Raw genomic sequence first — 12,764 nt, 5'->3', positions numbered from 1 at the left:
CTTTTTGTTTATGGTAAAATAGTTCAAGTGTTTTATACAGACTGTTTAATTGGCGGATTCTTTCTGCCCGGCACGCTGCAGCGGAACTGCCGGCAGATGCCTATATAGCGATTATTATCTTTCTGCACAGTAAGCCTGTGCATCATTCATACGCATGTGTGATAGCGTGAACCACAGACAAGCATGGATTGGCTACACTTAAGCCCTTTTCTGTACGGCCTTCCTTAAGGCTTTGCGAAACATCCGCTCTGTTGTGCGCTATTTTTTCATGCCTGAAACGGAGGGCTGCAGGCGGTAAAAGGATGGAGGGGAAGACTGCTTGCTGACAGATAAAGTACATGGATATATAGAGGGACTGATTCCTGAACGGCCGGGACTTTTCCTTGAGATGGAGGAGTATGCAAAAGATAATGGTGTACCCATCATGGAGCTGCCGGGGATAGAAGCGCTTCTCCAGCTGCTCAGGATTCAAAAGCCGAAGCAAATACTTGAAGTTGGTGCAGCAATAGGATACTCTGCTCTCCGGATGTCGTTCGCGATCCCTGATGCACATATTGTGACAATTGAAAGGGATGAAGAGCGGATTGAATCGGCCCGCGGATATATCAGGGCTGCAGACCGGGAAGACCAGATCACCCTGCTTGAGGGTGACGCCCTTGAGCTCGAGGGAGAAACATTAAAATATGGTCCTTACGATGCGGTATTCATCGATGCGGCAAAAGGCCAGTATAAAAAATTCTTTGAGATCTATGCGCGTCAGCTATCAGATGGCGGCTTGATCATAACGGACAATGTCCTGTTTAAAGGGCTAGTCTGTGAAAGTGAGATCGAGAATAAGCGCATTCGCAGTCTTGTGAAGAAAATCAGCGAGTTCAACGCATGGCTGATGAACCATCCGGATTATGATACTGTCATTCTTCCGGTCGGCGACGGCGTTGCAATCAGTAAAAAGAGGTGACCATAATGAAAAAACCTGAATTGCTTGTTACTCCAACAGGTACAGAAGATATCATCCCGCTTGCGGAAGCTGGGGCAGACGCTTTTGTAGTTGGCGAGCAGAGATACGGCCTGAGGCTGGCCGGCGAATTCAGCAGGGAACAAGTAGCAGAAGCAATCACATTGGCCCATTCAAAAGGCAAAAAAGTGTATGTGGCTATGAACGCCATTTTCCATAATGAAACAGTGGACGAGCTTGGCGATTATATCCGTTTTGTGCAGGAATCAGGGGCAGACGCGGTTATTTTCGGCGATCCGGCTGTATTGATGGCAGCACGTGAGGCAGCACCTGACATGAAGCTGCACTGGAATACAGAAACAACAGCCACAAACTGGTATACATGCAACTACTGGGGAAGAAAAGGTGCCAAGCGCTCTGTGCTTGCCCGTGAAATCAATATGGATTCGATTATTGAAATCAAGGAAAACGCAGAAGTTGAAATCGAGGTCCAGGTTCACGGCATGACTGCCATGTTCCAATCTAAGCGCTCCCTTCTCGGGAACTATTATGAATACCAGGGAAAAGCGATGAAGGTCGAAAACCGGGCGAAAGAGCAGAATATGTTCCTTCATGATAAAGAACGGGAAAATAAATATCCGATTTTTGAAGACGCAAACGGGACCCATATCATGAGCCCTAATGATATCTGCATTATTGATGAGCTCCAGGAAATGGTCGAGGCCGGTGTGGATTCATTCAAGATTGACGGTATCTTAAAATCTGCAGATTATATCCTGGAAATCACAAAGCTCTACCGCAAAGCAATCGATTTGTGCACAGAAAGTCCGGAAGAATACGAAGAAGTGAAAGATGACCTGCTGAACGCGGCGGAAGAAATCCAGCCTGCCAGCAGGCCGCTGGATACAGGCTTCTTCTTTAAAGAAACCGTATATTAATTCAAAACTATTAAGCCTATTTTGACTTATAATCAGGAGGTTTTATCGTGAACGCAATTAAAGATAATATCTCGCAAATAGTGGACGGCAAAAGGGTAATCGTCAAAAAGCCTGAGCTTCTTGCTCCGGCCGGAAACCTGGAAAAGCTGAAAATTGCCGTACACTATGGCGCAGATGCCGTTTTCATCGGCGGCCAGGAGTATGGGCTCCGGTCAAATGCCGGCAATTTTACATTTGAGGAAATGAAGGAAGGCGTAGAGTTCGCGAAGAGCTATGGTGCAAAAATTTACGTAACGACCAATATCTTTGCCCATAACGAAAATATTGACGGGCTTGAGGACTATCTTCTCGGCCTCAAGGAAGCGGGAGTGGCTGGAATTATCGTAGCTGATCCCCTTATCATTGAAACCTGCCGCAGGGTTGCCCCTGAAATCGAGGTTCACCTGAGCACCCAGCAGTCACTTTCAAATTGGAAGGCCGTTCAGTTCTGGAAGGAAGAAGGGCTTGAGCGGGTTGTGCTTGCAAGGGAAACTAGTGCCGAAGAAATCCGTGAAATGAAGGAAAAAGTGGATATTGAAATTGAAACATTCATCCATGGCGCAATGTGCATCGCCTATTCAGGCCGCTGTACGCTGAGCAACCACATGACAGCAAGGGACTCCAACCGTGGAGGCTGCTGCCAGTCATGCCGCTGGGATTATGATTTGTACAAGCTGGAAGGCTCTGAGGAAGTGCCGTTATTCCAGGAACAGGATGCACCTTTTGCCATGAGCCCTAAGGATCTGAAGCTGATAGAATCGATACCGCGCATGATTGAATTGGGCATCGACAGCCTCAAGATTGAAGGCCGCATGAAGTCGATCCATTATGTGGCTACAGTTGTCAGTGTTTATCGCAAGGTTATTGATGCTTATTGTGCGGATCCCGATAATTTTGTGATCAGGCAGGAATGGCTGGAGGAATTGGACAAGTGTGCGAACAGGGAAACGGCGCCTGCCTTCTTTGAAGGGGTACCAGGGTATAAAGAGCAGATGTTTGGAAATCATAGCAAAAAGACGACCAATGATTTTGCCGGCCTGGTCCTTGGATATAATGAAGAAACGCAAATCGTCACACTTCAGCAGCGCAATAAATTTGCACCGGGGCAGGAAGTGGAATTTTTCGGCCCGGAAATCGAGAACTTTACACAGGTGGTCGATAAAATCTGGGATGAAAAAGGCAACGAGCTTGACGCTGCCCGCCATCCGCTGCAAATCGTCCAGTTTAAACTGGACAAGCCGGTATACCCTAACAACATGATGCGGAAGGAGTTTTAACATAATGAATCGCAAACCTGTTGTTATTGGTGTTGCCGGCGGATCCGGCTCTGGAAAGACAAGTGTCACAAAAGCGATTTATGAAAGCTTTAAGGGTCATTCGATCTTAATGCTTGAGCAGGATTATTATTATAAAGATCAGACCCATCTTCCCTTTGAAGAAAGGCTGAAAACAAATTATGATCATCCGCTTGCATTTGATAACGACCTTCTGATTGAGCATATCGAAAAGCTGCAGAGCTATGAACCCATTGAGAAGCCTGTCTATGATTATGCCATGCATACAAGGTCCACTGACGTCATCCATGTGGAGCCAAAGGATGTCATCATCCTAGAAGGCATACTTGTACTGGAGGATGAAAGGCTCCGCAGCCTTATGGATATGAAGCTTTTTGTGGATACCGATGCAGATTTGCGCATCATCAGGCGCCTTTTCAGGGATATTAAGGAACGGGGCAGATCGATGGATTCAGTCATTGAGCAATATGTCAATGTTGTACGCCCGATGCACAACCAATTCATCGAGCCGACGAAGAGATACGCAGATATCATCATCCCGGAGGGCGGCCATAACCATGTGGCCATTGACCTGATGGTAACAAAAATTCATACAATTCTTGAACAAAAGTCATTTTTATGAAACAATAGCATAGAAAAAATGTTAAGATAAGTCTAATGAACAGAAAGCATGCGCGCCCTTTGTCAAAAGGACGCGCTCCTGTGCATTTGCGAATAAAGCAGATGCTTACATACTTACCAATGCACAATCTAAATGGGGGTTGTGATTCTAGAAGGAGTGAAGGATATTGGCTACAGAAAAAGTATTCCCAATGACACAGGCTGGAAAAGAAAAGCTTGAGCAGGAACTGGAGCATTTAAAAACAGTAAAGCGTAAAGATGTTGTAGAGCGTATCAAAATCGCCCGCAGCTTCGGCGATCTTTCCGAGAACTCTGAATATGATTCAGCGAAAGAAGAGCAGGCATTTGTAGAAGGGCGCATCACTACCCTTGAAAATATGATCCGCAATGCAAAGATCATCGAAGAGGATGAGGCAAGCGGCGATACAGTGACACTAGGACGCTCTGTTACATTTGTTGAACTTCCGGATGGAGAAGAAGAATCTTACACAATTGTCGGAAGTGCAGAGGCAGATCCGTTTGAAGGAAAGATTTCCAATGATTCTCCAATCGCAAAAAGCCTGATGGGCAAAAGGGTCGGGGATGAAGTGACAGTTCAGACACCGGGCGGGGATATGAGCGTCCGCATTACAAGCATTAAATAAGGAACCAGTCTTTTTCATAAATATGGTTTGAAATGGGCACACCTCGTCAACACTTTTGACGAGGTGTTTTTTATGTGGAAAAAAAGGGCCATCATTGTCATAAGTATATTCATGCTGGGGATTGTTCTGCTGATCGGGCGGCTCATCCAGATCCAGCTTGTTTCAGCAGAACACTTTTCTGCTCATAATATCAATCTTCTGGATGCCAGCGTCAGGCAGCGTTCCCAGGAGATGGTGATCGACAGCGGGAGAGGCTCTTTCCTGGACAGGAATGGCGAGCCCCTGACCCATCAGGAAATACCTGTACTGGTTTTATTTCCATTTTTAAAAAATATGGATTGGGATTCGCAAAAGGTCGCCTCCATCACAGGCATATCGGAAACTGCCCTTTTATATAGCATCAAAGGAGCAAAAGAGCCGTTTGCCTATGGCAAGCCGAAGCCTCTTGAATTGACCGATGTACAAGCTGAACAAATCAATTCACTTAAGATACCTGGTGTATTTGCTGTTGAAAAAAAATACAGCCTAGCCAATAATCTGGCAGAACAGCTGATCGGCATCACCGGACAGAATAAAGAAGCGGTGCAAAAGCGCTATCCCGGCAAAAACCTTCCTGAAGATACCGTGATCGGCGTTTCCGGTCTTGAAGAAAGCTTTGATGAGTTTCTGATGCCCGATGGCGAATCCAAACTTGTCTACCATGTGGATGCGGCAGGAGGCCCGCTGTTTGGGATAAACGTCAAATATGTCGAGCCTGCAAATCCTTTTTATCCTGTCAACATCAAAACCACTCTGGATGCGGCCCTTCAGGAGGAAGCAGAACGGCTGGCAGATGTGCATGGAATCCGGAATGGGGGGATGGTTTTGTTGGATATAGAGAATAATACCGTCCTTGCCATGGTGTCCAGGCCGCAGATCAATAAGACGGCCCCTTATAAAGACGGGGGCCTGGTGAATGCAATGACCAAACAGCAGATTATCGGATCCGTTTTTAAAACGGTGGTGGCAGCTGCAGCCATTGATTATAACCTGGACAGCCCGGAAAGGCAGTTTGACTGCAGCCGGAAAATCAATGGCCAGCCGGACACGATTTACCAGCATGGAATGCTAAATTTTACAGACAGCTTTGCCAGGAGCTGCAATAATACATTTGCAACCATTGCCAAGGAACTGAAAGAGATAGATCCTGCCATACTGGAGGACTATGCCGGAAAGCTGTCTCTTACAGGAAAGTCAGGCTGGGAAGGGGATATCTATCACTTCACTGATTTCCATCAGCTCGCGCGGGAGGATGAAGGCCGGGTATTTTACTCAGAGGATGCCAAGAAGGACAGCAATTTTGTCGCCTTGACCGGCATCGGACAGCATGAAGTGAGGGCCACTCCGCTTGGGGTGGCGAATATGATGGCCACCATTGCCAAAGGCGGAAAAAAAGAAAGCATTCGTGTTGCCTCTGAAATTGAATATAAAAATGAAACCTCGCTGCTGAAATTTCCGTCCAAAGATTTAGGGGGCGGCAAAATATCCCCTTATACGGCTATGAAACTGCAGAAGCTTTTGAGAGAAGTTGTTGTCAATGAAGAAGGAACCGGAAGATGGTTCAAAGAGCTTCCATATTCAGTGGCCGGCAAATCAGGAACTGCGGAGACAGGACAGTTCGATGATGGCGAGCAGCTGCATAATAAATGGTTTGCGGGATACTTCCCTTACGAAAAACCCAAATACGCCCTTGTCGCAGTCAATCTTGGAGTCAAAGAGAACGAAGGGGGAGTCAATCCGCTTTTTGCGGATATGGTTAAAGCTGTCCATGGGTTTGATGAAGAAATGGAATAGAAGAAGCCCGCAGCCGGCAAGTTTTTCTAACATCAAATTCCTTCATGTTTTGCCGGCACTCATGGTAGAATGTTGACAACCATATATATGGGGAGGAGAAAAACACGTGAATGGCAATTTCGAAGAATCAAACGGGTCATCCCGCTCAGGGAAAAGGGCTAAAAGAAGAAAAACCAATATTATTCTAAATACGCTGATCGGGGTTGTGCTCTTATTGATCATTATTGTATCTGCCGCGATATTCCTGGGCGGCAATGATGATGAAGCAGCCGAGCAGGCACCGGCGTCTGAAAAAGCCGATCCAGAAAATAATGATAAGGATAATGATAATAATACATCTGATGAAACAGCAGGCCAGGAAGAAGAAGCAGACCAGGCTGAGGATTCCGCCCAGGATGGCGGAGATGCTGAAAATGCAGATGAGGATAATGGAGAAGAAGCGGAAGAAGACCAGGATATTGAGGAAGATGCAGAGGTCACCGACGGCGGCAGTGCTCCTGATGTCGAAAAGACCATTGTTAATCCTTCATGGCAGCCGGTCGGCACTTCCCAGACAGGCGAGCACACAGCCGTCTATGAAGGCGTGGACTGGAATGAGATGGTCCAGGCCATCACCTATGCCACTGGAATACCTGAGAGCAATATGACCATCTGGTTCTTAGGGAATAACGGCCCCAATCAATCGGTCGGTACCGTCTCCACCAAAGACCAGCAGGAAAAATACCGTGTCTATATTGAATGGGTGGACGGACAAGGATGGAAGCCTGTTAAAATGGAAGAGCTGAACAGCGTCCAATAAAGTAAGGCTCTTTTCTTAAACTTTGTTGTTTTCCATTAATGCTTACCATGAAATATCATGATAAGAAAAGAGCTGCTCTCTTTACAAAGAGAAAGTCTTTTTCCGAAAGCAGCAATCTAAACGAAAAAAGCCTAAAGGAAAAACCGGCCCGCCGGGTGATCTGTATAAACAGATTGCCGGGGGGCCGGTTTTTATTTATGTTTAGATTTAAAGAGAACGACGGCAGAAAAGTAAGTCCTTCCGTTCTCATCCACATGCATTTGATGGGAGACATGGTGGACAGTCAGCAGGATCGCTTTGTTTACTTCAATCTGATCGTTTATTTTCTTCTCCAGATCCTTTAATTTCTCCGCCTCAAAAAATTCAACCTTATCTTCAATCATATCAAATTGAAAGTTCATGAGAATCTTCCCTTCTTGCTTTGTCACCTTTATTTTACAGGAAGTTCCGCAGATTTTGTACAGTCCGGCCCAGATTTGGGACAGGATTGTGCAGAAAGTTCCTGGATGATTTCTGTTGAATAAAAAAATAGTCTGTGATAAATTGAGAACAAGTCACTTTTTAATTCATAGTATACTTATAGGATTTATGAGTATACAAAAACAGGAGTGAAAAAAATGGGGAAAGAATTTATTGAGCTGTTTGAGCAATGGGCGGATTCATACGATGACAGTGTGACCGGACATGATCTTGAATATAAAGAGGTTTTCAGAAATTATGAAGGGATCCTGGATGCAGTAGCCGGCCGCGCATCGGGTCATGTACTGGAGTTCGGCCCGGGGACTGGCAACCTGACGGCAAAGCTTCTGGAAAAAGGGCTCCGGGTAACTGGTGCTGAGCCTTCTCCTGCCATGAGGAAGATTGCGAGGGAAAAGCTTGGGGAGCAGGCGTCTATCGTAGAGGGAGATTTTCTATCCTATCCTGATCAGGATCCGGTCAATACGATTGTGTCTACTTATGCTTTCCACCATTTGACCGATGCAGAAAAGAACGAAGCGGTTGCATCATATAGCCACCTGCTTGCGATAGGTGGTAAAATAGTTTTTGCGGATACAATGTATGAGTCTGAAGAAGCCTATAAGAAAGCGATATCAGATGCAGAAGAACAAGGCTTCCACAATCTTGCAGAGGATCTGCAGCGTGAATATTACACAACCATCCCGGTCCTTAGAGGGATATTGGAACAGAATGGTTTTAAGGCAAGTTTTGCCCGCTGCAATGACTTTGTCTGGCTGATGGAAGGTGAAAAAATTTAAGAAAGAGGTTCTATCATGAAAATAGCAATCATTGGAGCAATGGAAGAAGAAGTGACTCTATTAAGGGAAAATATTTCAGAGGCAGCAGCAGAAACGATTGCCGGCTGTGAATTCACTTCAGGAAAAATGGATGGAGCCGAGGTTATCCTCCTTCGCTCCGGGATCGGCAAAGTAAATGCGGCAATGTCCAGTGCCATTCTTCTCGAACGCTTCAAGCCCGACTATATTATCAATACAGGATCAGCCGGCGGCTTCAATCCTGAGCTTAATGTCGGAGATGTGGTCATTTCCACGGAAGTCCGCCACCATGATGTCGATGTTACGGCGTTCGGCTACGAATACGGACAGGTGCCCCAGCTGCCTGCAGCATTCGAGGCAGATCAGGATCTTATCAGGATTGCCGAGGACTGTGCCAGGGAAATCAGCGATATACAAACTGTAAGGGGCCTGATTGCAACTGGCGATTCCTTCATGAGTGATCATGAGCGTGTCGAGGCAATAAGGACAAAATTTACGGATCTGCAGGCTGTAGAAATGGAGGCCGCAGCAATCGCACAGGTCTCATACCAATTTGGAACTCCATTTGTGGTCATCCGGTCTTTATCAGATATAGCGGGGAAAGAATCTGATGTTTCATTCGACCAGTTCCTGGAGAAAGCGGCCCTGCATTCAGCAAATCTCGTTATGAAAATCGTTTCTTCGCTTAAAGAGAAAGCATAAGGAAGGCGAAAAAAGGGAGAGAGCCTCTTTGAAAGTTTTTAAAAGTGTCCATGAGCTTATTGGAAATACACCGATCATAGAGCTTCAGCATTTCGAAGTGCCTGAAGGAGTCAGGCTGTTTGCCAAGCTGGAGTTCATGAATCCCGGAGGCAGTGTGAAGGACCGTCTCGGGATGGAGCTTCTGAATGAAGCGTTTGAAAGCGGCAAGCTGAAAAAAGGCGGTACGGTAGTTGAGCCTACAGCAGGAAATACCGGGATTGGCCTTGCTCTGGCAGCCCTGAATAAAGGCATTAGCTTGAAAGTAATCGTACCTGAGAAATTCAGCCTGGAAAAGCAGGACTTGATGCGGGCTTTGGGAGCGGAGGTTATCAATACTCCGACTGAGCTTGGAATGAAAGGCGCAATCGCAAAGGCTGATGAACTATTGAAGGAAATTCCGGGCTCCTACTGTCCAAGGCAGTTCGGCAATCCGGCCAACCCTGAAACCTACTATAAGACGCTTGGCCCCGAAATTTGGGAGCAGATGGCCGGAAACGTTGATGTGTTTGTGGCAGGAGCAGGCACTGGCGGAACTTTCATGGGAACGGCAAGATACTTAAGGGAACAAAATCCTGATATCAAAACCGTCATTGTGGAGCCCGAGGGATCTATTTTGAATGGCGGAGAATCAGGGCCGCATAAAACGGAGGGCATCGGCATGGAATTTTTGCCGGATTATATGGATGAAGCCTATTTCAGCAGCATCCATACTGTCCTTGATGCAGATGCGTTCAGGCTTGTGAAGGAGGCTGCAGAAAAAGAAGGTCTCCTGGTCGGGAGCTCTTCAGGCGCCGCCCTCCATGCAGCGCTGGCTGAAGCGAAGGAAGCAGCACCGGGGACGAATATCATCATGATATTCCCTGACAGCAGTGAACGCTATTTGAGCAAGAAGATTTACGAAGGAGGCATTTAATATGAAAAGAAAAACAAAACTCATACACGGCGGGATTGCAGGAGACCCGCATACTGGGGCCGTCAATATTCCAATATATCAGGTAAGCACATATAAGCAGGAAGGTGTCGGGGGACATAAGGGCTTTGAATATTCCAGGACAGGAAACCCGACAAGGCATGCGCTTGAAGAGCTGATCAAGGACCTTGAAGGAGGCGAGGCAGGATTTGCCTTCGGTTCCGGCATGGCAGCCATTACAGCCGTTATGATGCTGTTCGACAGCGGTGACCATGTCATCATGACAGATGACGTATACGGAGGCACCTACCGCGTTATGTCCAAAGTACTTAACCGTTTTGGGATAGAGTCATCATTTGTAGATACAAGCAATCTTGACAACATTGAAGCTGAAATTAAGCCCAATACAAAGGCTGTCTATCTTGAGACGCCGACAAACCCTCTTCTTAAAATCACAGACATTGAAGGGGCTGCAGCAGCTGCAAAGAAGCATGGCCTGCTGACTATCGTCGATAATACATTCTCAACTCCATACTGGCAGACACCGATCAGTCTTGGGGCGGATATTGTCCTTCACAGCGCCACCAAATATATCGGAGGCCACAGTGACGTAGTAGCCGGCCTCGTAGTCGTGAACAGCAGCAAGCTGGCAGAGGATCTTCATTTTGTCCAGAACTCCACAGGAGGGGTGCTTGGCCCGCAGGACAGCTGGCTGCTGATGCGCGGAATCAAGACACTTGGGGTGCGCATGGAAGAAACAGAAGAAAACACAAAAGCAATTGTTGAATTCCTGCAGAACCACCCTGCTGTAAGCAAGGTTTACTATCCTGGCATTGAATCGCATCCAAACCATGAAGTGGCCAAAAAACAGGCACAGGGCTTTGGCGGAATGGTCTCATTTGATGTCGGCAGCGAAGAGAATGCCGACAGGCTCCTCAGCAAGGTAAAGTACTTCACCCTGGCAGAGAGCCTTGGAGCAGTTGAAAGCCTGATCTCAGTGCCGGCCAGGATGACGCATGCATCCATCCCAGCGGAGCGCCGTGCTGAACTCGGCATAACAGACGGGCTTGTACGTATTTCTGTCGGACTTGAAGATAGTGAAGACCTGATTGAAGACTTGAAAAACGCACTGGAAAAGTAAAACAGCGGAGAGCCTGAATAGGGCTCTCCTTTTTTATCAGAAAGTAATTTAACAGATATTTACATCGAATAGCTGCCATAATTATGTTATGGTAGATGCATAGCTTAGAAAAGTAGGTGAACGCATTGAAGACACATGCAAAACAGCTTTATCAGAAAATGGTAGATTATAAGAGGTTTGCAATTGCTTTACTGGCAGTCGGCGCGTTTTTCTATTTGGGTGTGATCATTCCGCAGGAAGCGAAGGAAGCTTTCAGCCTTAATATCATGGCTGCTGCTTCAATGGTGTTTCTGCTTGGTTCTATATATTTCTTCTCAGTTTCCAGAAAGCTGCGGAGCAAGCTCAGCGAGATGGATGAAGGCGAAGAATTTTTGATGAAAAAATAAAGATTTATAGATAGCAGGGTTCGGGGTGATATACTCCGAGCCCTTTTACTTTTTATAAAGCTTATCCTGATACTTCCCAATGCTATTCTCCTTGCTTTTTTACAGCTGCCTGATAAGAAAAAAATAAAAATTAAAAAAAAGGCAGATTTTAGGTTTACAAAAGGATTAAAAGTGGATATACTTACCAATGTAAGCGAATATTTCTGGAAAAAGGAGGCTGAACGAAATGATCAATGTAATTGTAATGAAGTCAAAAACAACTAAATTTAACACGTATTCAGCCTTAAAGGAATGGAACGCTTAATTTCAATGCATAGCATAAATTAGCATATCCGTGCCGCAGGGTGAATCGTGCCCTGCGGTTTTTTATGTCTATTTGAAGGCCGCAGGGGATAATCCTCTGCGGCCTTTTTGCGTGCCCGCAGGATATGACAAGGGAGGTGAGACATTATGACACTTAATATTCTATTTTTATCCATTACGATCAGAAAGCGAACGATGACTGCAGAAGAAATTATGATGCAGGAGCAAGCCAAAAAGATCCATGACCAAAACAAAGATCGCCAATATTCAATGTACCGTCCATTTTAATCTTTAATGAAAAAATACTTCGCGAAAGGTGGAATTTTAGATGATTTATTTAATGCAGGGCCGTCAAGCAATCTTTTGGGTGGAGAAGGACTCCACCTAACTGTTCGGTTGGGAGGAATGAATGATGCTATTGAACGTATTGCTGCTGACATTGCATTTTCGGAAAAAGGCCGCTAAAAAACAAGGTTAACAAAACTTTCACAACAAGGGCGCTGTCATGATGCTTCCATATGGTAAATTCAAGTCAGGAAATAACAAACCAAGGGAGTGCTGACCATGTTCATGATTGTAATGGGATTGGTAGTCTGCTGTGCAGCCGGCCTGATCATCTCAGCCGAGGTAGGGGCGGAGTGACTGAAAAGAAGCACAAGCGGGACTGGGGGGATACCCAGGGACCTGCTTGTGCTTTTTTTTGAGTAGCGAATTGGGAATTGTGAGCCGGGATCACAATTTTGCTTTATTCCGGAAATAGCGGTTCCAGCGGAGTGAGGTAGGACCACTATTCTGCTTTAATTCGGAAATAGTGGTTCCAGCGGAGTGAGGTAGGACCACTATTCTGCTTTAATTCGGAAATAGTGGTTCCAGCGGAGTGAGGTA

14 protein-coding genes are annotated in these 12,764 nt (G+C 46.1%); 13 read left to right on the top strand and 1 reads right to left on the bottom strand.

Annotation, left to right across the window (positions count from 1 at the left end; genetic code table 11):
* Nucleotides 1-319: 319 nt before the first annotated feature.
* The 7 genes from N288_RS17335 (at nucleotide 320) to N288_RS17305 (ending at nucleotide 7,124) form a co-directional block, all read left to right on the top strand.
* Nucleotides 320-958 (top strand): O-methyltransferase, encoded by a 639-nt coding sequence (locus N288_RS17335; RefSeq protein WP_009791703.1) that lies wholly within the window; start codon nucleotides 320-322, stop codon nucleotides 956-958.
* A gap of 5 nt (nucleotides 959-963) precedes the next feature.
* Nucleotides 964-1,893, top strand: coding sequence for a peptidase U32 family protein (locus tag N288_RS17330; RefSeq protein WP_009791704.1), 930 nt, complete (start codon nucleotides 964-966; stop codon nucleotides 1,891-1,893).
* Nucleotides 1,894-1,940: 47 nt separating this feature from the next.
* Entirely contained in the window at nucleotides 1,941-3,209 is a 1,269-nt protein-coding gene (locus N288_RS17325; RefSeq protein WP_022544216.1) for a peptidase U32 family protein, read from the top strand.
* 4 nt (nucleotides 3,210-3,213) lie between these two features.
* The gene (udk, locus tag N288_RS17320; RefSeq protein WP_009791706.1) at nucleotides 3,214-3,849 is read left to right on the top strand and encodes a uridine kinase; all 636 of its coding nucleotides are present in this window, start codon (nucleotides 3,214-3,216) and stop codon (nucleotides 3,847-3,849) included.
* A 166-nt stretch (nucleotides 3,850-4,015) separates the two neighbouring features.
* Nucleotides 4,016-4,492 (top strand): transcription elongation factor GreA, encoded by a 477-nt coding sequence (gene greA / locus N288_RS17315; RefSeq protein ID WP_009791707.1) that lies wholly within the window; start codon nucleotides 4,016-4,018, stop codon nucleotides 4,490-4,492.
* A gap of 72 nt (nucleotides 4,493-4,564) precedes the next feature.
* Entirely contained in the window at nucleotides 4,565-6,325 is a 1,761-nt protein-coding gene (locus tag N288_RS17310; RefSeq protein WP_009791708.1) for a peptidoglycan D,D-transpeptidase FtsI family protein, read from the top strand.
* Nucleotides 6,326-6,431: 106 nt separating this feature from the next.
* A complete protein-coding gene (locus tag N288_RS17305) occupies nucleotides 6,432-7,124 on the top strand; it encodes a DUF1510 family protein (RefSeq protein WP_022544215.1) in 693 nt (230 codons plus the stop codon).
* A 191-nt stretch (nucleotides 7,125-7,315) separates the two neighbouring features.
* On the opposite strand, the gene N288_RS17300 is transcribed toward N288_RS17305, so the two are convergent.
* Entirely contained in the window at nucleotides 7,316-7,525 is a 210-nt protein-coding gene (locus N288_RS17300) for a YrzA family protein (RefSeq protein WP_009796258.1), read from the bottom strand.
* Between the two features lie 216 nt (nucleotides 7,526-7,741).
* Here N288_RS17300 and N288_RS17295 point away from each other — a divergent pair, with 216 nt between their 5' ends.
* The 6 genes from N288_RS17295 to N288_RS24835 all read left to right on the top strand — a co-directional run bounded on the left by N288_RS17295 (nucleotide 7,742) and on the right by N288_RS24835 (nucleotide 12,167).
* A complete protein-coding gene (locus N288_RS17295) occupies nucleotides 7,742-8,380 on the top strand; it encodes a class I SAM-dependent methyltransferase (RefSeq protein ID WP_009796257.1) in 639 nt (212 codons plus the stop codon).
* A gap of 15 nt (nucleotides 8,381-8,395) precedes the next feature.
* Nucleotides 8,396-9,100 carry a 5'-methylthioadenosine/S-adenosylhomocysteine nucleosidase gene (gene mtnN / locus N288_RS17290; RefSeq protein ID WP_009796256.1) on the top strand — a complete coding sequence of 235 codons (705 nt, stop codon included), beginning with the start codon at nucleotides 8,396-8,398 and terminating at the stop codon, nucleotides 9,098-9,100.
* Nucleotides 9,101-9,128: 28 nt separating this feature from the next.
* Complete coding sequence (locus N288_RS17285) at nucleotides 9,129-10,052, top strand: PLP-dependent cysteine synthase family protein (RefSeq protein WP_009796255.1); 924 nt, start codon at nucleotides 9,129-9,131, stop codon at nucleotides 10,050-10,052.
* A 1-nt stretch (nucleotide 10,053) separates the two neighbouring features.
* Complete coding sequence (locus N288_RS17280; RefSeq protein ID WP_009796254.1) at nucleotides 10,054-11,190, top strand: bifunctional cystathionine gamma-lyase/homocysteine desulfhydrase; 1,137 nt, start codon at nucleotides 10,054-10,056, stop codon at nucleotides 11,188-11,190.
* A gap of 125 nt (nucleotides 11,191-11,315) precedes the next feature.
* A complete protein-coding gene (locus tag N288_RS17275; RefSeq protein ID WP_009796253.1) occupies nucleotides 11,316-11,576 on the top strand; it encodes a YrhC family protein in 261 nt (86 codons plus the stop codon).
* A gap of 450 nt (nucleotides 11,577-12,026) precedes the next feature.
* Entirely contained in the window at nucleotides 12,027-12,167 is a 141-nt protein-coding gene (locus N288_RS24835) for a YrzI family small protein (RefSeq protein ID WP_009796252.1), read from the top strand.
* Nucleotides 12,168-12,764: the final 597 nt, after the last annotated feature.

Origin of the sequence: Bacillus infantis NRRL B-14911, assembly GCF_000473245.1 — a bacterium.
Classification (GTDB): domain Bacteria; phylum Bacillota; class Bacilli; order Bacillales; family Cytobacillaceae; genus Bacillus_AB; species Bacillus_AB infantis.
The sequence above is the reverse complement of the archived record's forward strand: the minus strand, read 5'-3'. Positions and strand labels throughout refer to the sequence as shown.

Coding starts and splice junctions, on each gene's coding strand:
- N288_RS17330 (WP_009791704.1), top strand. CDS start 964: ATGAAAAAACCTGAATTGCTTGTTACTCCAACAGGTACAGAAGATATC.
- udk (WP_009791706.1), top strand. CDS start 3,214: ATGAATCGCAAACCTGTTGTTATTGGTGTTGCCGGCGGATCCGGCTCT.
- N288_RS17310 (WP_009791708.1), top strand. CDS start 4,565: ATGTGGAAAAAAAGGGCCATCATTGTCATAAGTATATTCATGCTGGGG.
- N288_RS17300 (WP_009796258.1), bottom strand. CDS start 7,525: ATGAACTTTCAATTTGATATGATTGAAGATAAGGTTGAATTTTTTGAG.
- N288_RS17295 (WP_009796257.1), top strand. CDS start 7,742: ATGGGGAAAGAATTTATTGAGCTGTTTGAGCAATGGGCGGATTCATAC.
- mtnN (WP_009796256.1), top strand. CDS start 8,396: ATGAAAATAGCAATCATTGGAGCAATGGAAGAAGAAGTGACTCTATTA.
- N288_RS17280 (WP_009796254.1), top strand. CDS start 10,054: ATGAAAAGAAAAACAAAACTCATACACGGCGGGATTGCAGGAGACCCG.
- N288_RS24835 (WP_009796252.1), top strand. CDS start 12,027: ATGACACTTAATATTCTATTTTTATCCATTACGATCAGAAAGCGAACG.